Genomic DNA, 21,278 nt, shown 5'->3' with positions numbered 1-21,278 from the left:
TGGCAGTGCAAATCCTCAGGCAGCCCGCGCTTGCCGCCTTGGCACTGCTTCCACTTCCTCAACCCCGAACAACGCCAGCTGAATCGCCTGTTGCGCCTGCAACGCCAGTACCGCCCGCTCTTTACCCACACTGCCAATCGGCTGCAGCAGGTGAATGCAAACCTCCCCCCGCGGCTGGGCGAACAGGCGCATCAGGTGCGACACCAAATCATCATTGCCCATGAACGGTGCAATCGGGTCGATCTGGCCATCGCGCAAGTACTGAATAGCCACCGGCTGCACCGCCACACCCCGGTCGATGGCACCTGCCAGCAGCCGGCCATGGAAGGTGCGCAAGGTGCGACCGCTGGTGGTGGTGCCTTCGGGGAAGATCAGCAGCGGCCGGGCCAGGCCCAGTTGCCCGGCGATCTGCTCGCGCAGGCGCTGGCTGTCGCCACCGCCACGTCGAATGAACAGCGTTCCGGCTTTTTCCGCCAGCCAGCCGGCTACTGGCCAGTGACGCACCTCGGCCTTGGACAGGAACGACAGTGGCAGCAGCATGCCCAGCAAGGGGATGTCGGTCCAGGAAACATGGTTACTCAACCACAGCATCGGCCGCTGCGGCAGTTCGCCCACCACACGCACGTCGAAGGGCAGGGCGGCGACCAGGCGCTTCATGAACAGGCAGGTCCAGCGCTGGCGGCGTTCGATGGGGGCCTTGTAGCCCAGGCGTTCGCCAAGGGCGATCAGGCTCGCCATCAGCATGCCCAGCAACAGTACCAACAGCAGTCGAGCCAGGCGGGTCATTACCCGCAGCTTCGGCATCAGACGGCCGCCTTGAAGTGGCGCGCGTAGCGCGGGCACAGTTCGTCGCGCTTGAGCAGGATGAACACGTCAGCCACCTGGAAGTCTTCGTCCCAGCACGGCTCGCCGCAAATTTTTGCGCCCAGGCGCATGTAGGCCTTGAGCAACGGTGGCATTTCGGCGATGACGTTATTCGGAAGGGCCAGGTTCGGCAGCGGGTTTTTCGGCTCGGCGCGCAGGTGCTCGGTGCACAGGTAGCGGTCACGCAGGCGCTGCATCACGGCATGGGCTTGCACGCCGCCGTCTTGCATGGGGATGCTGGCACAGCCCATCAGGTAGCTGTAGCGGCCTTCATTGAGCACTTCGGCCAGTTCGCCCCACAGCACGGCGATGGTGCCGCCGTTGCGGTAGTCGGGGGCGACGCAGGTACGACCCAGTTCGAGGATGGGCCCTTGCAGCTGCAACAGACCGTGCAGGCTGAACTCTTCTTCGCTGTAGAAGCGGCCCAGGCTGCTGGCGGCCTGGTGGTCGAGCAGACGGGTGGTGGCGACCAGCTCGCCGGTGCAAAGGTCGCGAACACCAATGTGGCGGCAATGCACGTCGTAGTCGTCCATGTCCAGACCTTGCTCGGCGCCCTTGAGCTTGGCCTTGAATTCTGCGCTGAACACTTTGTAGCGCAGGGCCTGGGCCTCTTGCAGCGCCGTGGCGCCAACCAGGCGTTCGGCTTGCAGACGGCGTTCAGTGCTGTTGTCGCCAGAGAGAGCGATCCGAGTCATTGCGAGTCTCCATAAGCCAGCCATGAAGGGTTGCGGCCGGTCGGCTTTGTTGTGCAAAGTCAGCCTAGGTAGACGCGGTGTCACCCCTGTGAATCTTTGGTGATGCTTGCGTGACACCCCTAGAACCTTGACCAGAAAGCCCCAGCAAGGAGCCGTCACATGGCCTGGTTGCAACGACTGAACGACCCGCTTCGCCAAGCGCTGGCGGGCACCCTTGGCGAAACCTACGCCGCGCTGCTTGAGCGCCTCGGCCCGGTTGCCCCTTTTGAACTGGCGGTGTTGGGCGGGCGTGCGATGGCCACGCCGGGCCTGGCGTTCCTGGTGGGTTACCAGGCTGCCTTGCGTGTGCTGTGGCCCAGTGCCCCGCCAAGCCTCGGTGCCCTGTGCGCCACCGAGCGGCGCAGCGTGCGGCCAGCGGACATGCATACGCGGCTCGACCACTTGCGGCTCACGGGCAGCAAGGATTTCGTCACGGCCGGGCTGGATGCCGAGTGGCTACTGGTGGCCGCGCGTAGCGAGGCGGCTGGTGCGGCGCCACAGTTGAACCTGGCGGTGGTCTATCCCGGGGAGCCTGGGGTAACGCTCGAACCGCTACCAACCCTGCCGTTGATGCCGGAAGTGGGCCATGGCCGGCTGGTGCTGGAGCAGGCCGCGTGCGAGTTGCTGGCCGGTGACGGTTGGGATGCCTATGTGAAACCGTTCCGCTCGCTGGAAGACTTGTATGTGCTGGCGGCGTTGACGGCCTGGTTATATGGCGTCGGACAGGCGTGCGCCTGGCCGCAGGGGTTGCGGCTGCAATTGCTTGGATTGCTGGCCGGGTGTGCCGAGGGCAGCCGGCAGTGTGCCGACAGTGTGGGGTGCCATTTGCTGCTGGGTGGGTTGTTTGCGCAGTTCCAGGCGTTGCGGGGGGAGATTGATGCGGCCTTGGCAGCGGGGCCGGCGCATTGGGCGCAGATCTGGCAGCGGGACCAAGGGGTGATGGCGCTGGCGGCGGCGGCCCGGGAGAAGCGGCTGAACAAAGCCTGGGCTGCTGCGGGATTGTCATGAATGCCTGCTAGTTTTTCATGATTTTCTGAATCTGGGGCCGCAAAGCGGCCCCAATCAAGGCGATCACAATGAAGGTACTGTTGGTCATCATTGCGATGGTTTCGGGCAGCGCCTGGGCTGAAAACTGGCCTGATCCGCAATGGCAGACCGACCCTGACACCCTCAACTGGCAAGCCGTCGACACTTACGCCTTCCCCACCCGTACCCCAGACCGCAGCGGCATCCGCACCGACGCCCTGCTGATCATCCGCGATGGCCGCATCCTCCACGAACGCTACGCCGACCCCACCACTGCCGCCACCGCACACCTGACCTGGTCGGTCAGCAAAAGCGTACTCGCCACGCTGATGGGCGTGGCCCAAGGAGAGGGACGCTTCCAGTTGCAAGATCCGGTCGCGCGTTTCTATCCCGCCATGCGCACCCACCCGGGCGTGCGCATGACCGACCTGCTGCACTGGGCCAGTGGCCTGGACTGGCAGGAAGGCTACGAATACGCCCCGCTCAAGTCCTCGGTGGTGGCCATGCTGTATACCCGTGGCCACGAAGACATGGCCGCCTACACGGCAGCCCGAGGTACGACGGCCAGCCCTGGCCAGCGGTTCCTCTATTCCAGTGGCGACAGCAACCTGCTGGCCGCCGCACTGCGCGGCATGCTCGATGCCGGGCAGTACGCCGATTACCCCTGGTACGCATTATTCACCCCGCTGGGTATCGACAGCGCGGTGTGGGAACGTGACCAGGCGGGCACCTATGTGGGCTCTTCCTACCTCTACCTCAGCGCCCGTGACCTGGCCCGTATCGGCTTGCTGATGCAACGCGAGGGGCGGTGGCAAGGCCGGCAACTGTTGCCCAAGGCCTGGGTGGCCTTCAACCGTACGCCGTTTGCCCATGCCGAACCTGTCCCCGCAGAGGCCAACCCAGGCGGCCACTGGTGGCTCAACCAGCCGCTGGCCGGCGCTACACGGCCTTGGCCAAATGCACCCGCAGACACCTTCGCCGCCCTGGGCCATTGGGGCCAGGCGCTGTACATCTTGCCCAGGCAAAAGCTGGTGATCGTGCGCTATGCCGATGACCGGGACGGCGCTTACCAGCATGACGAACTGCTCAAGCGAGTGCTGGCGGCACTGGCCGGGGAGGGGGCATGAAACGCGTACTGCTGCTGGTGCTGTCGGGGCTGGTGTTCTGGGCCTGGTACGAGCGTCAGGCCCTGGCAGACTTCCCTGGCATTCTCTCGGCCTACTCGGCCAAGGAATACTGCTCGTGCCGCTTCGTCATGAGCTTCGAGCAGGCGTATTGCCAAGGCTATGTAAAACAGTGGCTGCCACTGAGCCTGCTTGAGGAAAACACCTCGCAGCGACACATCACTGCCGAGGGCCTGGGGCGGCGCAACCAGGCTGCCTGGCTGGGCCCGCGCGAGGGCTGCCGCTTGCTGCCATGAAGGCGGGCGGGTAAGGTTGGCGGCCTGGTTTCACGAGATCTGTCATGTTCAAGCTGCCCCGTCTTTTGCCTGCCCTGCTGCTGGCTTTGTGCCTGCCCGCCCACGCCAATTGGCACCTCGATGGCGAATCGTCGCGCCTGTCGTTCATTACCGGCAAGAACGGTGACACGGCCGAGGTGCATCGCTTTCTGGTGCTGCATGGCAAGGTCGACCGCAAGGGGGCGGCCGGCTTGAGTATCGAGATGGATTCGGTCAGCAGCGGCATCCCGCTGCGTGACGAGCGTATGCGTGACGACCTGTTCGAGGTCGAGCGTTTTGCCGAAGCCAAGGTGCAGGCGCAACTGGACCTGCGGCCAATCAACGACCTGGCCAACGGTGCCCAGATCGAACTGCGTCTGCCGCTTACCGTTATCCTGCATGGCCAGTCGCACAGCTACAACGCCCTGCTTCTGGCCACGCGTCTGGATGAGCGACGCTTTCAGGTGGTAACCCTCGAACCTCTGGTGCTACGTGCCGAGGATTTCGGCCTGCTGCCTGGGCTGCAAACCCTGCGCAAGCTCGCCGGGCTCAAGTCCATCAACCCGTCGGTGCCGGTTAGCGCGGTGCTGATCTTCACCGCCCGCTGACATGCCGGGGCCGGTCTTCCCCTGGCGGGATGGCAACCAGTTCGAACTGCTGATCGACGGCCCCGAGTTCTTTCCGCGCATGCTCACGGCGATCGTGCGTGCTGAGTTCCAGGTCGATCTGGAGTTGTATCTGGTCGAGGCTGGCGCGTGTGCCGAAGCCGTGGTCGAGGCGTTGGAACAGGCCGCCCGGCGCGGTGTACGGGTGCGCTGCCTGTTCGATGACTATGGCTCGCTGGCGTTCAACAGCGCCTTGCGCCAGCGCCTGCTGGAGGCCGGCGTGTACCTGCGTTGGTACAACCGCCTGCGCTGGAAGCGCGGCCTGCGCAACCTTTACCGCGACCACCGCAAACTGCTGCTGGTGGATGAACGCTGGGCAGTGGTGGGCGGCACGGGTGTTACCGACGAGTTCTGGACGCCGGGCGATGCGACCAGCGAATGGCATGAGGTGATGGTGCAGATTCAGGGGCCGGTGGTTACCGACTGGCAACTGCTGTTTGACCGCCAGTGGTCCGCCAACAACCGCCGCACCGCCTGGCGCCCTGCCGAAGGCTTTGGCCTGCCGCGCCTGCCTAAACTGCCTGCGCAAGGGCAAGGCATGGGGCGGGTGGCCTATGCGGACGCCCGCCAGCACCAGGACATCCTGCATTCGTTGGTGCGGGCGCTGAACAGTGGCAAGCAGCGGGTATGGCTGGCCACACCGTATTTTCTGCCGACCTGGAGCGTGCGCCGTTCGTTACGCCGTGCTGCCAGCAAAGGGCTTGATGTGCGCCTGTTGCTGACCGGCCCTCGTACCGACCACCCGTCGGTACGCTACGCCGGGCACCGCTACTACCCACGGCTGCTGCGTGCCGGGGTGCGGATTTTCGAATACCAGCCGTGCTTCCTGCACCTGAAGATGGCCGTGGTAGATGACTGGGTCAGCGTTGGTTCGTGCAACTTCGACCACTGGAACCTGCGCTTCAACCTCGAAGCCAACATTGAGGCGCTGGACCCGCCACTGACGGCGGCTGTGGTGGCCAGCTTCGAGCGTGACTTTGCCTTGAGCGAGGAAGTCGACCTCGACCACTGGCATGCCCGGCCGCTGTGGCGCAGGGTGAAGCAGCGGATCTGGGGATGGATCGACCGGCTGGTGGTCAACCTGCTCGACCGCCGTGACTGACAGGGGCTATCGTGCAGTATCTGTTAACCGAAGGAGTGGGTGCGATGACGGCGAAGAAGATCCTGATGCTGGTGGGCGATTACGTCGAGGATTACGAGGCGATGGTGCCGTTCCAGGCCTTGAGCATGGTCGGCCACACGGTGCACGCGGTGTGCCCGGAAAAACTGGCGGGGCAGACGGTACGCACCGCCATTCATGATTTTGAGGGTGAGCAGACCTACAGCGAAAAGCCGGGGCACAACTTTGCCCTGAATTATGACTTCGTGCGGGTGCGGGCCGAGAGTTACGACGCGCTGCTGATCCCGGGTGGCCGTGCGCCGGAGTACCTGCGCCTGGATGAAAAGGTGCTGGAGCTGGTGCGGGCATTTGACCAGGCAGGCAAGCCGATTGCTGCCGTGTGCCACGGTGCCCAGCTACTGGCGGCGGCGGGTGTGCTGGAAGGGCGCGAATGCAGCGCGTACCCGGCATGTGCGCCGGAAGTGCGGTTGGCGGGTGGGACATTCATTGATATTGCGGTGGACCAGGCACATGTGGACGGCAACCTGGTCACGGCCCCTGCATGGCCAGCGCATCCGGCGTGGCTGGCGGCATTCCTGAAAGTGCTGGGTACCCGTATCGCCTGACAGGGCCTCTTCGCGGGCAAGCCCGCGAAGAGGCCGGTACAGGCTTAGGCAACCTGCTCAACCCAGTCATTGAGGTTGTAGTAGTTGGTCACCCGGGCAATCTTGCCGCAGTGGATATAGAAGAAAGCCCCCGCCGACAGCACATAGGTCTGCCCGTTGGCCGCTGGCAGTCCTTCGTCATCGGCCAGGTATTCACCGTGTACTGTGAACTCTGCCGCCGCACGGCTGCCATCGCCGTTCTGCATCACCACGATGTCGGCCAGGCGCTCGCGGTAGCAGCGGTTCATCTTGTCCATGAACGCGGCAAACCGCGCCTTGCCCATCTCCCGCTCGCCCTGGTTGATGTCGTGGATCACGTCCTCGCTCAGTAGCGCCAGAACCCCTTGCATGTCACCGGCGTTGAAGGCGGCGTAGTAAGCATTTACCAGTTCGGTAGCGGTCATGGAACAATACCTGTCGTGTCGGGAAAAGGCCGGTCGTTGCCCCGGATGATAGGGTTTCCCCTCAAGCCCGGCTTAGCCGAGCGCGTCATCCACATCGACAAAACGACCGCCAAGCATGGAAATACGCCTGTTGCACGGCGCCGCTATCGCGCCTTACATCGATGACCTCGCTCGCCTGCGCCTTAGCGTGTTTCGCGAGTTCCCTTACCTTTACGACGGCACTCCGGAATACGAGGCCGACTACCTCGCTACCTATACCCGCTCCGGACGCAGCCTGGTGGTGCTGGCGCTGGACGACGGCCAGGTGGTCGGCGCCTCCACCGGCCTGCCACTGGTGGATGTCGCCCCCGAATTCCAGCAGCCTTTCCTGGCCCAAGGGCGTGACCCGGCCAGCGTGTACTACTTCGGTGGGTCGCTGGTACTGCCGGAATACCGGGGTCAGGGCTTGGGGGTGCGCTTCTTCATCGAACGTGAATCTTACGCGCACAAGCTGGCCGAATTTGATTACTGCGCATTCTGTGCGGTCGAGCGGCCAGGCGTGCACCCGAGGCGGCCAGCAGACTACAAACCCTTGCACGGCTTCTGGCGTAACCGGGGTTTTCTGCACGACCCATCGTTGCGCACAAGCTTTGCCTGGCGAGACCTGGATGAGACGGAATGCACCGACAAACTGATGTCCTACTGGCTGAAGGAACTGCCAATATGAAGAGAGGGGTAGCAAGGGCAGGTACTTACCTGCAGGGATTGGCCGGAGCCGTTTGGTAGCTTCCGGTAAAAGCTGCAGTGCGCTCTTCGCTGTTTTATCGCGAAAAACGCACCGCATTTACATCAGGCTTACTTCACTTCGACTGCCAGGCTCTCGGCAATCTTGCTCTGCCACAGGGCAGGGCCTGTGATGTGTACCGACTCACCGTTGCTGTCTACGGCAACGGTCACCGGCATGTCCTTGACTTCGAACTCGTAGATCGCTTCCATGCCCAGCTCGGCGAAGGCCAGGACCTTCGACTTGCGGATGGCCTGGGCCACCAGGTAGGCAGCGCCACCCACGGCCATCAGGTAGACGGCTTTGTTGTCCTTGATCGCTTCGATGGCGGTCGGGCCACGCTCGGACTTGCCGATCATGCCCAGCAGGCCGGTTTGCTCAAGGATCTGGCGGGTGAACTTGTCCATGCGGGTGGCGGTGGTCGGGCCGGCTGGGCCAACCACTTCGTCACCGACCGGGTCGACCGGGCCTACGTAGTAAATGAAGCGGCCTTTCAGGTCGACCGGCAGCTCTTCGCCACGGTTGAGCATCTCGACCATGCGCTTGTGCGCAGCATCGCGGCCGGTCAGCATCTTGCCGTTGAGCAGGATGGTCTCGCCCGGCTTCCAGCTGGCGACTTCTTCCGGGGTGATGTCGTCGAGGTTGACGCGACGGGCGCTCGGGCCGGCTTCCCAGACGATTTCCGGGTAGGCGTCCAGCGACGGTGCTTCCAGCTCGGCCGGGCCGGAGCCATCGAGCACGAAATGGGCGTGGCGGGTAGCGGCGCAGTTGGGGATCATGCACACCGGCAGCGACGCGGCGTGGGTCGGGTAGTCCATGATCTTGACGTCGAGCACGGTGGTCAGGCCACCCAGGCCCTGGGCGCCGATGCCCAGCTGGTTGACCTTCTCGAACAGCTCCAGACGGATTTCTTCCAGGCGGTTCTGCGGGCCACGGGCTTTGAGCTCATGGATGTCAATGGACTCCATCAACACTTCCTTGGCCATGACGGCGGCTTTCTCGGCGGTACCGCCGATGCCGATGCCGAGCATGCCAGGCGGGCACCAGCCAGCGCCCATGGTCGGGACGGTCTTCAGTACCCAGTCGACGATCGAGTCGGACGGGTTGAGCATGGCCATCTTCGACTTGTTCTCCGAGCCGCCGCCTTTGGCTGCGACATCGACCTCGACCTTGTCGCCGGGGACGATGGAGTAGTGGATCACTGCCGGGGTGTTGTCCTTGGTGTTCTTGCGGGCACCGGCCGGGTCGGCCAGGATCGAAGCGCGCAGGACGTTTTCCGGCAGGTTGTAGGCGCGACGCACACCTTCGTTGATCATGTCGTCGACGCTCAGGGTGGCGCCGTCCCAGCGCACGTCCATGCCCACGCGCACGAACACGGTGACGATACCGGTGTCCTGGCAGATCGGGCGGTGGCCGGTGGCGCACATGCGCGAGTTGATCAGGATCTGGGCGATGGAATCGCGCGCAGCGGGCGACTCTTCACGCAGGTAGGCCTCGTGCATGGCCTGGATGAAATCGACGGGGTGGTAGTACGAAATGAATTGCAGGGCGTCGGCGACGCTCTGAATCAGGTCGTCTTGCTTGATCACGGTCATGCAGCGCGCTCCTCTTAAAGACGGGAACATTCATTACGGCGCTCGACGGTGCCGACCAGCGTGTCGAAGCGCCTTGCAAGGCGCCGGCAGGTCAGGCCGACGGAAAAAGGCGCGGCAGTATAGCGCGCATCCGTGCCGGGCACACCTGCGGTGGGTCTGGACCATGGTCGGCAGTGGTTGGGCATCCTTTTTGCTGCCGTTGCGCGCTTGGCTTACAGTGGACTGTGATTTGTGGAGAACGACCAACCATGCCCGAACTTTGCGTGGGCGAGCGCCGCTGGGCGGTGCCAACCGGCAGCAACCTGCTCGATGCCTTGAACGATGCCGGGCTCAACGTGCCTTACAGCTGCCGCGCCGGCAGTTGCCATGCCTGCCTGGTGCATTGCCTGGCCGGGCAACCGCTGGATGCCCTGCCCGAGGCCCTGGCGCTGGACAAGCATGCCCTGGGCTGGCGCCTGGCCTGCCAGTGCCGGGTGGTCGAGGACCTGCAAGTGGCGCTGTTCGACCCGCAGCGCGATGGCGTGCCGGCCCATGTCTGTGCGCTGGATTGGTTCGGTGATGTGTTGCGCGTGCGGCTGCGGCCTGAACGGGCGGTGCGTTACCAGGCGGGGCAGCATGCGGTGTTGTGGAATGGTTCGGTAGCGCGGCCGTATTCGCTGGCCAGCCTGCCGGGGGAAGAGGACTTTCTGGAGTTCCACATCGATTGCCGGCGCCCTGGCGCTTTCTGCGACAAGGCCCGTGGTTTGCAGGTGGGTGATGTGCTGCGCCTGGGCGAGTTCAGAGGCGGGGCGTTGCATTACGATCCGGACTGGCAGGACCGGCCTCTATGGCTGCTGGCTGCGGGCACCGGGCTTGCGCCGTTGTGGGGCATCCTGCGCGAGGCGGTGCGGCAGGGGCATCGCGGCGAGATTCGGGTGCTGCATGTGGCGGAGGACAGCGCCGGGCATTATCTGGCTGGGCCGTTGCAGGGAATGGCAGGTGTGACTACCGAGTTGGTGATGGCGGAACATGTGGAGGAAGCGCTGGCCGGGTTGCGGCTGACGTCACGGCAGACGGTGGCGCTGGTGTGTGGGGCACCGGGGAGTGTTGAGCGGTTTGCGCGGCGGCTGTTTATTGCCGGGGTGCCGCGGGGGCAGGTGTTTGCTGATGTGTTTGTCGAGCATGCCTGAGGCATGTGTTGATTGTACCGGCCTCATCGCGACCTTTGGTCGCTCCTACAGAGAACTGCGATCCCCTGTAGGAGCGACCGAAGGTCGCGATGAGGCCGTCAAGCGGACCCCGAGGGCTATCAGCCGACCAGCGGATCACCGACATGCAGAATCTTCATGCCATTGGTGCCACCGATGGTGTGGTAGCTGTCACCCTTGGTCAGGATCACCCAGTCACCTTGCTCCACCAAACCACGCTTGAGCAGTTCGTCGACCGCAGCCTGGCTCACCTTGTCGGCCGGCAGCGAAGCCGGGTCGAAGGCAATCGGGTACACGCCACGGAACATATTGGCGCGTGCCTGGGTGGCGCGGTGCGGCGACAGGGCGAAGATCGGCACGTGCGAACGCAGGCGCGACATGATCAGCGGGGTGTAGCCGCTTTCGGTCAGGGCGATGATCGCCTTCACGCCCGGGAAGTGGTTGGCGGTGTACATGGCCGCCAGGGCGATGCTTTCGTCGCAGCGCTCGAAGGTGGTGTGCAGGCGGTGGCTGGACTTCTGGCTGGTCGGGTGCTTTTCAGCGCCCAGGCAGATGCGGGCCATGGCCTGAACGGCTTCGATCGGGTACGAACCTGCAGCACTTTCAGCCGACAGCATCACCGCGTCGGTATTGTCCAGCACGGCGTTGGCCACGTCGGACACTTCGGCACGGGTCGGCATCGGGTTTTGGATCATCGACTCCATCATCTGGGTCGCCACGATCACCGCTTTGTTGTTGCGGCGGGCGTGCTGGATGATCTTCTTCTGGATGGCGATCAGCTCGGCGTCGCCGATTTCCACGCCCAGGTCGCCACGGGCAACCATCACCGCGTCGGAGGCGGCGATCAGCTTGTCGAGGGTCTCGTCGTCGGCAACTGCTTCGGCGCGTTCGATCTTGGCCACCAGCCAGGCGCTGCCACCGGCTTCGTCACGCAGCTTGCGCGCGTATTCCATGTCGCTGGCGTCACGCGGGAAGGACACGGCCAGGTAGTCCAGGTCCATTTCCGCCGCCAGCTTGATGTCGGCCTTGTCTTTTTCGGTCAGGGCCGGTGCGGTCAGGCCGCCACCTTTGCGGTTGATGCCTTTGTGGTCCGACAGCGGGCCACCGATGATCACCACGCAGTGCAGGGCATCTGCAGTGGCGGTTTCGACGCGCATGACCACGCGGCCATCGTCCAGCAGCAGTTCGTCACCGACGCCGCAGTCCTTGACCAGGTCGGGGTAGTCGATACCGACGATGTCCTGGTTGCCTTCGGTCAGCGGGTGGGCGGTAGAGAAGGTGAACTTGTCACCGATCTTCAATTCGATGCGCTTGTTGGCGAACTTGGCGATGCGGATCTTCGGACCCTGCAGGTCGCCCAGCAACGCTACATGGCGGCCGTTCTTGGCGGCGATGTCACGGATCAGGCGCGCGCGGGCCTTGTGCTCGTCCGGAGTGCCGTGGGAGAAGTTCAGACGTGCCACGTCCAGGCCAGCGAGGATCAGCTGTTCGATCACTTCCGGCGAGTTGCTGGCGGGGCCAAGGGTGGCGACGATTTTGGTACGGCGGATGCTCATGCACAGACTCCTATAGTGAAGCGCAGCGAAAGGCTACTCCTGAATCTCGCTGTAGTCATTGTTCCATTGCACTACCTGCGACCTTCTGGGTAGGGCAGCTGCAAGCTACAAGCGGCAAGCTACAAGTAAAAGCGCGAGTGGCGCAGGCGCTGCTTTTTCTTGCAGCTTGCAGCTCGCAGCTGAAGAAAACCCGATAGCGGCCGATATACTTCCCATCTAAGGAGATCCCCATGCGAGCCCTGATCGTTTTAGCCCTGGCCGCCAGCGTCGTCGGCTGTACCCGCTGGTCGATGGACCACCACCTGAACAATGCCTACCGTGCCTACGACCGTGGCGATTGCGCCCGGGTCATGCTGGAGCTGTCGCAGGTCGACCGCACCAGCCGTGCGCGGCCATTTATCCACCCCGAGGTGTCGCTGCTACGCGGCCAGTGCCTGGAGCGCCAGGCGCTTTATGTGGATGCCGCGCAGACCTATCAGTACCTGATCCAGCAGTACCCGGGCAACGAGTATGCCTATCGCGCCCAGGCCCGCCTGCAGACGCTGGAGAAACTGGGCCATTTGCGCGGCGGTGAAACGGCGGTGGCCAAGCCGGTGACGACCGTACCTTGGCGTTAACACCAAGGTGTGGTTTATTTCACGAGATTTGCAGCGCCTGCTGCGCTAATCTGTAACTCAGCTGTTACAACAACCGCCAGTTCCTTGTATTCCTGGCATCAGGTACGGAATACACTCGCGATCATGTTCAACAAGCGCCATATCGAACGCCATCAGCTGCCTTGTGTCCTCAAGGTGTTCAACCGGTTTACCAATCAGGAAATCGGCCAGCTAGGCAATGCCTCCGAAGATGGCTTGATGGTCATCAGCCAGCTGCCCGTGCTGGTCGGGCCGGATTACGAGCTGCAACTGCGCATGCCATTGGTCGGCGGAGGGCATCAGTTCGTCAACCTCACCGCCAGTTGCCTGTGGTGCCGTGAAGACCAGACGCCCGGGCACTATGATTCGGGCTTCATGCTGCTGCAGGCCCCGCGCGAATACGACGAGTTCGTGCATTCGTTGCGTGACTACTTCAGCTTTCACCCCGCCAACGCTTCTGTCTGAGGCTGCGCTAGAATCGGGTCGACCTCGATACAGGACGACCCCGTGACCTCCAGCATTTTCTGGCACGACTACGAAACCACCGGCATCAACCCGCGCTGCGACCGCCCACTGCAGGTGGCCGGTGTGCGCACAGACTTTGACCTCAACGAGATTGACGAGCCGATCAGCCTTTATTGCCGGCCCTCCGACGATATCCTGCCGCATCCGGCCGCTTGCCTGGTGACCGGCATCACGCCACAGCTGCTGGCCGAGCAGGGGCTGTGCGAAGCCGAGTTCATGACCCGGGTGCATGCACAGCTGGCTCAACCGGGCACCTGTGGTGCCGGCTACAACACCCTGCGCTTTGACGATGAAGTGACCCGCTACAGTCTGTACCGCAACTTTTTCGACCCTTATGCCCGTGAGTGGCAGGGCGGCAACAGCCGCTGGGATCTGATCGATATCGTGCGTACTGCCTATGCCCTGCGCCCGGACGGTATTGAATGGCCGCAGCAGGACGGCCGCACCAGCCTGCGCCTGGAGCTGCTGAGCAAGGCCAATGGCATTGATCACGGGCATGCCCACGAAGCGCTTTCCGACGTACGGGCAACCATTGCCCTGGCCCGCCTGATTCGGCAGAAGCAGCCCAAATTGTATGACTGGCTGTTCCAGTTACGCAGTAAGCATAAAGTGATGGAGCAAATCCGTTTGTTACAGCCGCTGGTGCATATATCCGGGCGCTTTTCGGCGGCGCGTAATTACCTGGGTGTCGTATTGCCACTGGCCTGGCACCCGCGTAATCGCAATGCACTGATTGTGTGCGACCTGTATCAGGAAACCCTACCGTTACTACGGGAAAGTGCTGAAGTTTTGCGCCAGCGTTTGTACACCCGGCATGATGAATTGGCCGAGGGTGAATTACCGGTACCGCTCAAACTGGTGCAGATCAATCGCTGCCCGGTACTGGCGCCGTTGTCGGTATTGCGCCCGGTCGATCAACAGCGATTGGGCCTGGACTTGACGTTGTTACAATTGCGCGGTGAAGCGTTGGCCAATCAACAGGCGCAATGGCAAGACAAGCTGGAGCACATCTATGGCAAGGATGAGTTTGCCCCGAGCGAGGACCCGGAACAGCAATTGTACGAGGGTTTTATTGGTGACCGTGACCGACGCTTATGCGAACAAGTTCGTGCGCTGGAACCGGCGCAGTTGAGCCATGGGCAGTGGATGTTCGATGACCCGCGCTTACCGGAACTGTTGTTCCGCTATCGGGCGCGCAACTTCCCCGATACCTTGAATAGCGAAGAACGCCAGCGCTGGCATGGCTTCTGCCAGCAGCGCCTGAGCGACCCGCGATGGGGGGCACCGAATACGCTGGGTGACTTTGAGCAAGCACGCCAGCAAGCCTGGGAGGGCGCTGACGAAGCGGGCCGGCGTGTGCTGGAGGCTTGGCAAGTGCATGCCCGGCAATTGCAGGCACAATTTGCAGTTGGCTGATCACCAGACAAACAAAAACGCCGGCGATGTGCCGGCGTTTTTGTTGCGATAAGCAAAAGGCGTAGATGGACAATCAGTCCAGCAGGGTCGCCCAGCTTTCAACCACATCGCCACCCCAAGTGGCTTTCCACTCTTTCAGGGTTTTGTGGTTGCCGCCTTTGGTTTCGATCACTTCACCGTTGTGCGGGTTTTTGTATTGCTTGACCTTGCGTGCACGCTTGGTGGCAACAGCCTTGACCGCACCACGAGGTGCCTTGCTCAGTTTCGACTCTGGGTCGAGCAGGGCAATCACGTCGCGCAGCGACTTGGAGTACTCGCCCATCAGCGTGCGCAGTTTGCCTTCGAACTCCAGTTCTTTCTTCAGCTTGTCATCCTGCGACAGGTTGGCCAGGCGGGCCTGAAGTTCCTTGATGGCTTCTTCGGTGGCGCGGTACTCGTTGATCAGGGACATGGAGTGTTCCTTAATGCGTGTTCAGAAATGTGTGGGGCAATAATAGACAGGCGATAGTCGCAAGTAAACATGCTATTGGGCAGTTAACTGTTAATTAAGCTGTGACAACATTTCTCCAGGTGAACAAAAATTTACATAAAGGCCCGCTATTTCGTCATGTCTGTCAGACAAGGCGCGCTGCTGCGTTTGCTGGCCAGCATTGACCCACGCGGCTGCGATCAATACTGCGTTTTTTCTGTCGGGCCGCTAGAATAGGCGCCTTTGCGAAGTTCTGGAGTCTCATTCATGCGCACCTATCGTCTGGTGATCGCCTGCCCCGACCGCGTAGGCATCGTGGCGAAAGTCAGTAATTTCCTGGCCTTGTACAATGGCTGGATCAACGAGGCCAGCCACCACTCTGATGAGCACAGCGGCTGGTTCTTCATGCGCCATGAAATCCGCGCCGAATCGCTGCCGTTCGGTATCGAAGCCTTCCGCGAGGCGTTTGCGCCCATTGCCGAAGAGTTCTCCATGACCTGGCGCATTACCGACTCGGCGCAGAAAAAGCGCGTGGTGCTGATGGCCAGCCGCGAGTCGCACTGCCTGGCCGACCTGCTGCATCGCTGGCATACAGACGAGCTGGACTGCGAGATCCCCTGCGTGATCTCCAACCACAACGACCTGCGCAGCATGGTCGAGTGGCACGGTATTCCGTTCTTCCATGTACCGGTCGATCCCAAGGACAAGGCCCCGGCCTTTGCCGAAGTGTCGCGCCTGGTCAATGAGCATGCTGCTGACGTGGTAGTGCTGGCCCGCTATATGCAAATCCTGCCGCCGCAACTGTGCCAGGACTATGCCGAGAAGGTGATCAACATTCACCACAGCTTCCTGCCGTCGTTCGTTGGTGCCAAGCCTTACCATCAGGCCGCTCTGCGTGGCGTGAAGCTGATCGGTGCGACCTGCCACTACGTTACCGAAGAGCTGGACGCCGGCCCGATCATCGAGCAGGACGTGGTACGCGTCAGCCATGCCGACAGCATCGAAGACATGGTCCGCTTTGGCCGCGATGTAGAAAAGATGGTGCTGGCCCGTGGCCTGCGTTATCACCTGGAAGACCGGGTGCTGGTGCATGGCAACAAGACCGTGGTGTTTGACTGATACTGGCCGGTTGGCTCTGAGACTCTGGGGCGCAAAGCGCCCCCGGGAATCTTGAAAGGAACTTCCATGGCCAAGCAACGTAACACCCCCACTGCTTCACCCCCGCCCACCCTCGGCGAAGGCTGCCTGGCCCGCTACGACCCCGAAGCCCTGGATGACACTGACGGCACCGACTTCCCTGGCGCCGCCGAACTCTGGCAGCAGCTCAACCCGCCTGACGCCGCCAGCGCTCCAGCAACGGACGCGCCAGCAGGCACACGAACACCGGCCCACCCGCCAGCAGATAAAAGTAGTAAGTAACTGCCCGCCATATCAGGACCGCCGCCGCTGCGGTCGAACTGCCCACCAAGGGCGTCAGCAGGCTGGCCGACGTCAACTCGGCGGCCCCTGCCCCTCCAGGCAACAGGCTGAACTGGCCGGCACTGAGCGATAGCATCTGCACCAGAAAGCTGGGTATCCACGCCAGGTCCACACCCAACCCTCTCAATACCAGGTACAGCACGCTGTAGCGCAGGCCCCAGTGGGCGCAGGTCAGGGTGAATACCAGGCTCAGGGTGCGTTTGGGCAGGCGCCAGGTCTGCGCCAGTGCATCGATGAAGTGCAGCAGTTTGCGCGCCCAGCGGCGCTGGCGCAGCCGGCCTACGCCCAAGTGCTGCAGCAGCCTGCCGTTCATGCGCATTACCATGCGCCGGTAGCGCAACAGCCCGATCACCCCGGCCAGTGCCGTGCAGAGCAGCAGTGCGCTGCCCAGCAGCATGCTTTCCTGGCTGCGGCCCAGGCTGTTGAACAAGGCGTAGCCGGCTATCGCGAGCATTGCGCAGAAGAAGAACGCCAGATCGTTCAGCTGGTCCATGGCGAACACGGCGCCGCTGCGTGCCGGGCCGATGCGGTGACGCGCCAGCAGGGCCATCAGGGTCAATGGCCCGCCACTGCCACCGGGTGTCGTGCAGATGGCAAACTCCGTGGCCATGACCACGCCGAGGCTGCGTGCGTGGCTTAACTGTTTTGCCTGCTCACCCAGCAACAAGCGCAAGCGCAGCGTGTTGATGACCCAGCACGACAGAATCATGCCAAACAATATGAGCAGCAGTTGCGGGTCGAACCGGCTTAGTCTGGGAAGCAGCTGGCTACCTCCCAACAGCGCTGGCACCAGCGCTGCGCCCAACAATGCCAGCGTCAGCAAGGCCCAGCGGTTCATGCTGCCACCTGGCGCTCCAGCCAGGCCGATTTGGTCAGCGGTTCGCGGCCATCCTTCAGCAGTTGTTCCAGTGTTCGCAGCCAATAGTCGCGGGACGAGCGATGGCGCATGTCTACCGGGTGCAGCCCCAGGCGTAATGTGGTCGCGCCTTTCCAACGACGGCATTGCCAGTCGCACAGCACGCGGGACAACGTGCGACGCCATGCACTGCGGGCGCTCCAGACAAGGCCTGGTGCATCGATGGGGATGAAGTCAGGCAAACGGTACAGATGCTGCGGTGTGCTGGTGTACTTCAGCGGCAGGCGACGCAACGCTTGCCGAGTGCCCTGGCTCATGAGCCAGGCCGGTGCGACAAACCCTGCCACAGGCCAACCTTGGCCCTCGAACAGTGCCAGGCCCTCCTGCAGGCGGGTAAGTGCTTCGGCTTCATCGAGGCTGTAGAACTCGCCCTCATGGGTATAAATGCGCCGCATGAAGTAGTCGATGGGGCGGCGCGGTGGCGGCCCTTCGTCAGCATGGGCGTAGCCGTGCAGCGCCAGTTCGTCCCCGTTGGCCAGGCGTTTGTCCAACAGACGGCAGAACGAGGGTGCCAGGTGCAGCGGATTGCGCCGATGGAAGTCCGGAACCACTAGCCATGTCATGGGCACATTGCCCAGCGCATCGACGGCCTCTACGAACGGCTCGTAGTCCGGCCAGGTTTCCGGGGCTACATCATGCAGTACCAGCATGAGGCTGCGGTGGCTGGAGGAGGGCTCAGGCATGGGCACGCACCTGTGGCTGATAGCCGAGCACGGCCTGGTAGTGCTGGAGCAGGCCCGCGACCACGTTATCCCACGAGTAATGCTGTTCTACATGCCGACGGGCCTGCGCCCCCAGCTTGCCTACGCCAGCCTCGAACGCTTCGCGCACAGCGGTTGCCATGGCGCGGCCATCGTTGGCGCGGCACAGGAGGCCGCACTGATCATTGATGATTTCACCAAAGGCACCCGCGCGCACGGCCACCACCGGCGTAGCGCTGGCCATGGCTTCGAGAAGGACCAGGCCGAACGTTTCCTGGTCGCCCGCGTGCACCAGCAGGTCGGCGCTCGCCATCAGCCGGGCCACCTCTGCAGCCGGGCAGAAGTGGTCGATGACGCTGACATTGTGTGGCACGTTGGCGGGCATGCTCGAACCTACCAACACCAGGTGGTAGGGGGCGCCGAGCTGCTGCATGCAGTCGAGCAGCACCGGCAGGTTCTTTTCCCGCGAACCGCGGCCGGCGTAAATCAACAGGCGGCTGGTGTCGGCAATGCCCAGCTGCGCACGCAAGTGCGGGTCGCGCTGGTCGGGGTTGAACGTGGCCAGGTCCACGCCCAGGCGTTGCACATGCACGTCGCGTATGCCCAGGCGGCGCAGTTTGTCGGCCATGACCTGGCTGGGCGCCAGCACCCGGTCGAAATTGCCGTACAGCTTGCTCACGTAGGCCTCGACATTGGGCGTGAACCAGTTGCCCATGCGGTTGCTGACCAGCAACGGCAGGTCGGAATGGTAGAAGCCGATCACCGGCACATCCAGTTGGCGCCTTGCCTCCAGTGCCGCCCAGGCGGTCAGGTAGGGGTCGCCGACTTCGATCAGGTCGGGTTTGAGCGTACGCAGTGTCTTGCACCAAGGGGCCAGGCGTACTGGAAACCGGTAGCCCTTGCCAAACGGCAGGGGTGGGGCGGGTACCTGAAAGATGCCATCGGCATGCCGGGCGCTGGCCCCGGGAATCAACAGGCTATGGCGTACGCCGTGGATGGCGTCGAGGCGGTGGTGTTTGGCATCAAGATAGGTACGTACGCCACCGCTGGCTGGGGCGTAGAACATGGTGATGTCGGCGATGTGCACGATCAGCATCCCTCCGGGATCGTCTTCGGGTCTGTCATCCGGCGGTAACGGGCCGGCGATGACACGCCTAAAGGTTGACCTTTCAGAAGGATAGTTTGTTCGATCGGGGTTGGGCGGGGAGCGGCGTGGGCTTCTTCGCGGGTAAACCCGCACACAGGAGGCCGCGCAAGTATCAAGGCCTGCGCTGTCTCTGTGGGGGCTTGCCCGCGAAGCAGGCGACGCGGTACGTGCTTAGATGCGGAAGCTGCCCACCAGATGTTTAAGGCGACCAGCCTGCTGCTCTAGGTCGGAACAGGCGCGCAGGGTGGCCTGGAGGTTCTCCACGCCTTCCTGGTTGAGCATGTTGATCTCGTTGATGTCCATGTTGATGGCCTCGACCACGGCGGTCTGCTCTTCGGTAGCCGTGGCCACGGACTGGTTCATGCCGTCGATCTCGCCAATGCGCACCGTCACGCTGTCCAGCCGCTCACCGGCCTGGTTGGCGATCTGCACACTGTCCTGGCTGTGACGCTGGCTCTGGTCCATGGTCTCGACCGACTCACGGGCGCCGACCTGCAGCTCTTCGATCATGGTCTGCACTTGTTGCGCCGATTCCTGGGTGCGGTGCGCCAGGTTGCGTACTTCATCGGCGACCACGGCAAAGCCACGCCCGGCTTCACCGGCGCGGGCCGCCTCGATAGCGGCGTTCAGCGCCAGCAGGTTGGTCTGCTGGGAAATGCTGGTAATCACTTCGAGGATCTGGCCAATATTCACGGTCTTGCTGTTCAGCGTTTCGATATGCTCGCTGGACGTGACGATCAGGTCGGACAGGCGGTTCATCGCGGCAATGTTGCGCTCGACCACTTGCTGGCCTTCCTCGGCCAACAGGCGCGCGGAGCTTGCATGCTGTGAAGCCTGGGCAGCGTTGCCGGCAATTTCCTGGGCGGCGGCACCCAGTTCGTTGATGGCGGCTGCCACGCTGTTGGTACGGTTGGACTGCTCGTCGGAGTTGGTCATCGACGAATTCGAAGCACTGATCACACGCAGGGCCACTTCGTTGACCTGCTCGGTGGCCGAGGACACTTCGCGGATGCTGCTGTGAATGCGCTCGACGAACCGGTTGAAGGCGTTACCGAGGATGCCGAACTCGTCGTGGTTGTGAATGCGCAAGCGTTTGGTCAGGTCGCCTTCACCTTCGGCAATGTCTTCCATGGCGCGCGTCATGGTGTGCAGCGGCTGCATCAACACGCGGATCAGCAGGCCCAGCAGGCCGATGATGATCACCACCGCTACCACCGTGGCGATCACCGCCGAGGTGCGGAAAGTGCTGAGCATCGAGAAAGCCTTGTCCTTGTCCACCGACAGGCCGATGTACCAGTTGGCCGACGGCAGGCCGGTAATCGGGGTGAAGGTCAGCAGGCGGGCCTGACCATCGCTCTGCACTTCGGTCAGTTCGCCGGTCAGTTTCGGCGTGTGCTGCGGGAACAGGTCCGACAGCGACTTCATCACCAGGTCTTTGTCCGGGTGCACCAGGACCTTGCCTTGATCGTTGACCAGGAAGGCGTAGCCCATGCCGCCGAAGTTCAGCGAGTTGATGATCTGCACCAGGCCGTCCAGGGCCAGGTCGCCACCCACCACGCCGACACTGCTGGACACCTTGCTGAGGATGCCAATGACCATCTTGTTGGTGGTCATGTCGATGTACGGCTCGGTCAGGGTCGCGCCTGCCGCATTCATGCCGTCCTTGTACCAGGGGCGGGTGCGCGGGTCGTAGCCATCGGGCATCTTGGCGTCCGGGCGTACGCTGAAGCCGCCGTCGGTTTTGCCCAGGTAAACGGTAAGAAAGCTGGAAATCAGGGCATTCTGGCCCATCAGTGTTTCGGCCTTGGTCGGGTCCTGGGCAATGTTCTGCGCCAGGTTCTCTACCAGTTTGATACGGCCTTCGAAAAGGTTACGAATGTTGGTCGACGTGGAGGCGCCCATTTCAGCCAGATAGTTTTCCAGGTCCTCGCGGATCGCATTACGCTGGAGGTAATCGTTGTAGAGGGTGAAAAGGCTGAAGGCGAGCATCACGA

Annotated in this window: 21 protein-coding genes and 2 pseudogenes; 12 read left to right on the top strand and 11 right to left on the bottom strand. The window is 62.8% G+C overall.

Going from position 1 to position 21,278, the window contains the following annotated elements; genetic code table 11:
• Positions 1–15: 15 nt before the first annotated feature.
• Together ACF8MI_RS22500 and olsB are read right to left on the bottom strand one after the other, a co-directional pair.
• The gene (locus tag ACF8MI_RS22500) at positions 16–804 is read right to left on the bottom strand and encodes a lysophospholipid acyltransferase family protein (RefSeq protein ID WP_200929121.1); all 789 of its coding nucleotides are present in this window, start codon (positions 802–804) and stop codon (positions 16–18) included.
• Complete coding sequence (olsB, locus tag ACF8MI_RS22495; protein WP_060497990.1) at positions 804–1,559, bottom strand: L-ornithine N(alpha)-acyltransferase; 756 nt, start codon at positions 1,557–1,559, stop codon at positions 804–806. Before olsB ends, ACF8MI_RS22500 begins: the two co-directional genes overlap by 1 nt.
• Before the next feature lie 159 nt (positions 1,560–1,718).
• On the opposite strand from olsB, the gene ACF8MI_RS22490 reads away from it, so the two are divergent.
• From ACF8MI_RS22490 to ACF8MI_RS22465, 6 genes are all read left to right on the top strand, one after another.
• Positions 1,719–2,606 carry a hypothetical protein gene (locus ACF8MI_RS22490; RefSeq protein WP_060497989.1) on the top strand — a complete coding sequence of 296 codons (888 nt, stop codon included), beginning with the start codon at positions 1,719–1,721 and terminating at the stop codon, positions 2,604–2,606.
• Between the two features lie 68 nt (positions 2,607–2,674).
• Entirely contained in the window at positions 2,675–3,751 is a 1,077-nt protein-coding gene (locus ACF8MI_RS22485; RefSeq protein ID WP_200929122.1) for a serine hydrolase, read from the top strand.
• Entirely contained in the window at positions 3,748–4,044 is a 297-nt protein-coding gene (locus ACF8MI_RS22480; RefSeq protein WP_060497987.1) for a hypothetical protein, read from the top strand. Before ACF8MI_RS22485 ends, ACF8MI_RS22480 begins: the two co-directional genes overlap by 4 nt.
• Before the next feature lie 44 nt (positions 4,045–4,088).
• Entirely contained in the window at positions 4,089–4,670 is a 582-nt protein-coding gene (locus tag ACF8MI_RS22475) for a YceI family protein (RefSeq protein ID WP_104833364.1), read from the top strand.
• 1 nt (position 4,671) lies between these two features.
• Entirely contained in the window at positions 4,672–5,829 is a 1,158-nt protein-coding gene (locus tag ACF8MI_RS22470) for a phosphatidylserine/phosphatidylglycerophosphate/cardiolipin synthase family protein (RefSeq protein ID WP_060497986.1), read from the top strand.
• Between the two features lie 44 nt (positions 5,830–5,873).
• Entirely contained in the window at positions 5,874–6,452 is a 579-nt protein-coding gene (locus ACF8MI_RS22465; protein WP_060497985.1) for a DJ-1/PfpI family protein, read from the top strand.
• 44 nt (positions 6,453–6,496) lie between these two features.
• Here the strand turns inward: ACF8MI_RS22465 and ACF8MI_RS22460 are convergent, their stop codons facing one another.
• Positions 6,497–6,895 (bottom strand): nuclear transport factor 2 family protein, encoded by a 399-nt coding sequence (locus ACF8MI_RS22460; protein ID WP_060497984.1) that lies wholly within the window; start codon positions 6,893–6,895, stop codon positions 6,497–6,499.
• Between the two features lie 115 nt (positions 6,896–7,010).
• On the opposite strand from ACF8MI_RS22460, the gene ACF8MI_RS22455 reads away from it, so the two are divergent.
• Positions 7,011–7,601, top strand: coding sequence for a GNAT family N-acetyltransferase (locus ACF8MI_RS22455; RefSeq protein ID WP_060497983.1), 591 nt, complete (start codon positions 7,011–7,013; stop codon positions 7,599–7,601).
• Positions 7,602–7,729: 128 nt separating this feature from the next.
• On the opposite strand, the gene ACF8MI_RS22450 is transcribed toward ACF8MI_RS22455, so the two are convergent.
• Positions 7,730–9,253: a fumarate hydratase gene (locus ACF8MI_RS22450; RefSeq protein ID WP_051098439.1), complete on the bottom strand. Its 1,524-nt coding sequence runs from the start codon at positions 9,251–9,253 to the stop codon at positions 7,730–7,732.
• A 248-nt stretch (positions 9,254–9,501) separates the two neighbouring features.
• Here ACF8MI_RS22450 and ACF8MI_RS22445 point away from each other — a divergent pair, with 248 nt between their 5' ends.
• Complete coding sequence (locus ACF8MI_RS22445; RefSeq protein WP_156867679.1) at positions 9,502–10,422, top strand: iron-sulfur-binding ferredoxin reductase; 921 nt, start codon at positions 9,502–9,504, stop codon at positions 10,420–10,422.
• A gap of 119 nt (positions 10,423–10,541) precedes the next feature.
• On the opposite strand, the gene pyk is transcribed toward ACF8MI_RS22445, so the two are convergent.
• Positions 10,542–11,996 (bottom strand): pyruvate kinase, encoded by a 1,455-nt coding sequence (gene pyk / locus ACF8MI_RS22440; protein ID WP_016713620.1) that lies wholly within the window; start codon positions 11,994–11,996, stop codon positions 10,542–10,544.
• Positions 11,997–12,226: 230 nt separating this feature from the next.
• Here pyk and ACF8MI_RS22435 point away from each other — a divergent pair, with 230 nt between their 5' ends.
• The 3 genes from ACF8MI_RS22435 (at position 12,227) to sbcB (ending at position 14,572) form a co-directional block, all read left to right on the top strand.
• Positions 12,227–12,613 carry a hypothetical protein gene (locus ACF8MI_RS22435; protein ID WP_016713621.1) on the top strand — a complete coding sequence of 129 codons (387 nt, stop codon included), beginning with the start codon at positions 12,227–12,229 and terminating at the stop codon, positions 12,611–12,613.
• 123 nt (positions 12,614–12,736) lie between these two features.
• The gene (locus ACF8MI_RS22430) at positions 12,737–13,096 is read left to right on the top strand and encodes a PilZ domain-containing protein (protein WP_060497981.1); all 360 of its coding nucleotides are present in this window, start codon (positions 12,737–12,739) and stop codon (positions 13,094–13,096) included.
• 42 nt (positions 13,097–13,138) lie between these two features.
• On the top strand, positions 13,139–14,572 hold the full coding sequence (gene sbcB / locus ACF8MI_RS22425; protein WP_200929123.1) for an exodeoxyribonuclease I: 1,434 nt from the start codon (positions 13,139–13,141) through the stop codon (positions 14,570–14,572).
• Between the two features lie 73 nt (positions 14,573–14,645).
• Here the strand turns inward: sbcB and mvaT are convergent, their stop codons facing one another.
• Complete coding sequence (mvaT, locus tag ACF8MI_RS22420) at positions 14,646–15,023, bottom strand: histone-like nucleoid-structuring protein MvaT (RefSeq protein ID WP_060497979.1); 378 nt, start codon at positions 15,021–15,023, stop codon at positions 14,646–14,648.
• A gap of 285 nt (positions 15,024–15,308) precedes the next feature.
• Here mvaT and purU point away from each other — a divergent pair, with 285 nt between their 5' ends.
• Positions 15,309–16,160, top strand: a complete 852-nt coding sequence (gene purU, locus ACF8MI_RS22415) for a formyltetrahydrofolate deformylase (RefSeq protein WP_016713625.1) — start codon at positions 15,309–15,311, stop codon at positions 16,158–16,160.
• A 205-nt stretch (positions 16,161–16,365) separates the two neighbouring features.
• On the opposite strand, the gene ACF8MI_RS22410 is transcribed toward purU, so the two are convergent.
• The 5 genes and pseudogenes from ACF8MI_RS22410 to ACF8MI_RS22390 form a co-directional block, all read right to left on the bottom strand.
• Positions 16,366–17,358, bottom strand: coding sequence for a lysylphosphatidylglycerol synthase transmembrane domain-containing protein (locus ACF8MI_RS22410; protein ID WP_200929124.1), 993 nt, complete (start codon positions 17,356–17,358; stop codon positions 16,366–16,368).
• The gene (locus ACF8MI_RS22405) at positions 17,355–18,119 is read right to left on the bottom strand and encodes a DUF2334 domain-containing protein (RefSeq protein ID WP_104833360.1); all 765 of its coding nucleotides are present in this window, start codon (positions 18,117–18,119) and stop codon (positions 17,355–17,357) included. The genes ACF8MI_RS22410 and ACF8MI_RS22405 overlap by 4 nt, the downstream gene beginning before the upstream one ends.
• Positions 18,112–19,233, bottom strand: coding sequence for a glycosyltransferase family 1 protein (locus tag ACF8MI_RS22400; RefSeq protein WP_060497976.1), 1,122 nt, complete (start codon positions 19,231–19,233; stop codon positions 18,112–18,114). Before ACF8MI_RS22400 ends, ACF8MI_RS22405 begins: the two co-directional genes overlap by 8 nt.
• A gap of 222 nt (positions 19,234–19,455) precedes the next feature.
• Positions 19,456–20,052: pseudogene (locus tag ACF8MI_RS22395) on the bottom strand (methyl-accepting chemotaxis protein); the annotation flags it as partial.
• A gap of 261 nt (positions 20,053–20,313) precedes the next feature.
• Positions 20,314–21,273, bottom strand: a pseudogene (locus ACF8MI_RS22390) (cache domain-containing protein); the annotation flags it as partial.
• Positions 21,274–21,278 lie beyond the last annotated feature (5 nt).

The sequence above is a fragment of the Pseudomonas sp. yb_9 genome (assembly GCF_043103635.1).
Lineage (GTDB): Bacteria > Pseudomonadota > Gammaproteobacteria > Pseudomonadales > Pseudomonadaceae > Aquipseudomonas > Aquipseudomonas monteilii.
The sequence above is the reverse complement of the archived record's forward strand: the minus strand, read 5'-3'. Positions and strand labels throughout refer to the sequence as shown.

Coding starts and splice junctions, on each gene's coding strand:
- pyk (WP_016713620.1), bottom strand. CDS start 11,996: ATGAGCATCCGCCGTACCAAAATCGTCGCCACCCTTGGCCCCGCCAGC.
- ACF8MI_RS22405 (WP_104833360.1), bottom strand. CDS start 18,119: ATGCCTGAGCCCTCCTCCAGCCACCGCAGCCTCATGCTGGTACTGCAT.
- ACF8MI_RS22490 (WP_060497989.1), top strand. CDS start 1,719: ATGGCCTGGTTGCAACGACTGAACGACCCGCTTCGCCAAGCGCTGGCG.
- ACF8MI_RS22400 (WP_060497976.1), bottom strand. CDS start 19,233: ATGCTGATCGTGCACATCGCCGACATCACCATGTTCTACGCCCCAGCC.
- olsB (WP_060497990.1), bottom strand. CDS start 1,559: ATGACTCGGATCGCTCTCTCTGGCGACAACAGCACTGAACGCCGTCTG.
- mvaT (WP_060497979.1), bottom strand. CDS start 15,023: ATGTCCCTGATCAACGAGTACCGCGCCACCGAAGAAGCCATCAAGGAA.
- ACF8MI_RS22410 (WP_200929124.1), bottom strand. CDS start 17,358: ATGAACCGCTGGGCCTTGCTGACGCTGGCATTGTTGGGCGCAGCGCTG.
- purU (WP_016713625.1), top strand. CDS start 15,309: ATGCGCACCTATCGTCTGGTGATCGCCTGCCCCGACCGCGTAGGCATC.
- ACF8MI_RS22435 (WP_016713621.1), top strand. CDS start 12,227: ATGCGAGCCCTGATCGTTTTAGCCCTGGCCGCCAGCGTCGTCGGCTGT.
- ACF8MI_RS22465 (WP_060497985.1), top strand. CDS start 5,874: ATGACGGCGAAGAAGATCCTGATGCTGGTGGGCGATTACGTCGAGGAT.
- ACF8MI_RS22500 (WP_200929121.1), bottom strand. CDS start 804: ATGCCGAAGCTGCGGGTAATGACCCGCCTGGCTCGACTGCTGTTGGTA.
- ACF8MI_RS22470 (WP_060497986.1), top strand. CDS start 4,672: ATGCCGGGGCCGGTCTTCCCCTGGCGGGATGGCAACCAGTTCGAACTG.
- ACF8MI_RS22445 (WP_156867679.1), top strand. CDS start 9,502: ATGCCCGAACTTTGCGTGGGCGAGCGCCGCTGGGCGGTGCCAACCGGC.
- ACF8MI_RS22480 (WP_060497987.1), top strand. CDS start 3,748: ATGAAACGCGTACTGCTGCTGGTGCTGTCGGGGCTGGTGTTCTGGGCC.
- ACF8MI_RS22450 (WP_051098439.1), bottom strand. CDS start 9,253: ATGACCGTGATCAAGCAAGACGACCTGATTCAGAGCGTCGCCGACGCC.
- ACF8MI_RS22430 (WP_060497981.1), top strand. CDS start 12,737: ATGTTCAACAAGCGCCATATCGAACGCCATCAGCTGCCTTGTGTCCTC.
- ACF8MI_RS22455 (WP_060497983.1), top strand. CDS start 7,011: ATGGAAATACGCCTGTTGCACGGCGCCGCTATCGCGCCTTACATCGAT.
- ACF8MI_RS22485 (WP_200929122.1), top strand. CDS start 2,675: ATGAAGGTACTGTTGGTCATCATTGCGATGGTTTCGGGCAGCGCCTGG.
- ACF8MI_RS22475 (WP_104833364.1), top strand. CDS start 4,089: ATGTTCAAGCTGCCCCGTCTTTTGCCTGCCCTGCTGCTGGCTTTGTGC.
- ACF8MI_RS22460 (WP_060497984.1), bottom strand. CDS start 6,895: ATGACCGCTACCGAACTGGTAAATGCTTACTACGCCGCCTTCAACGCC.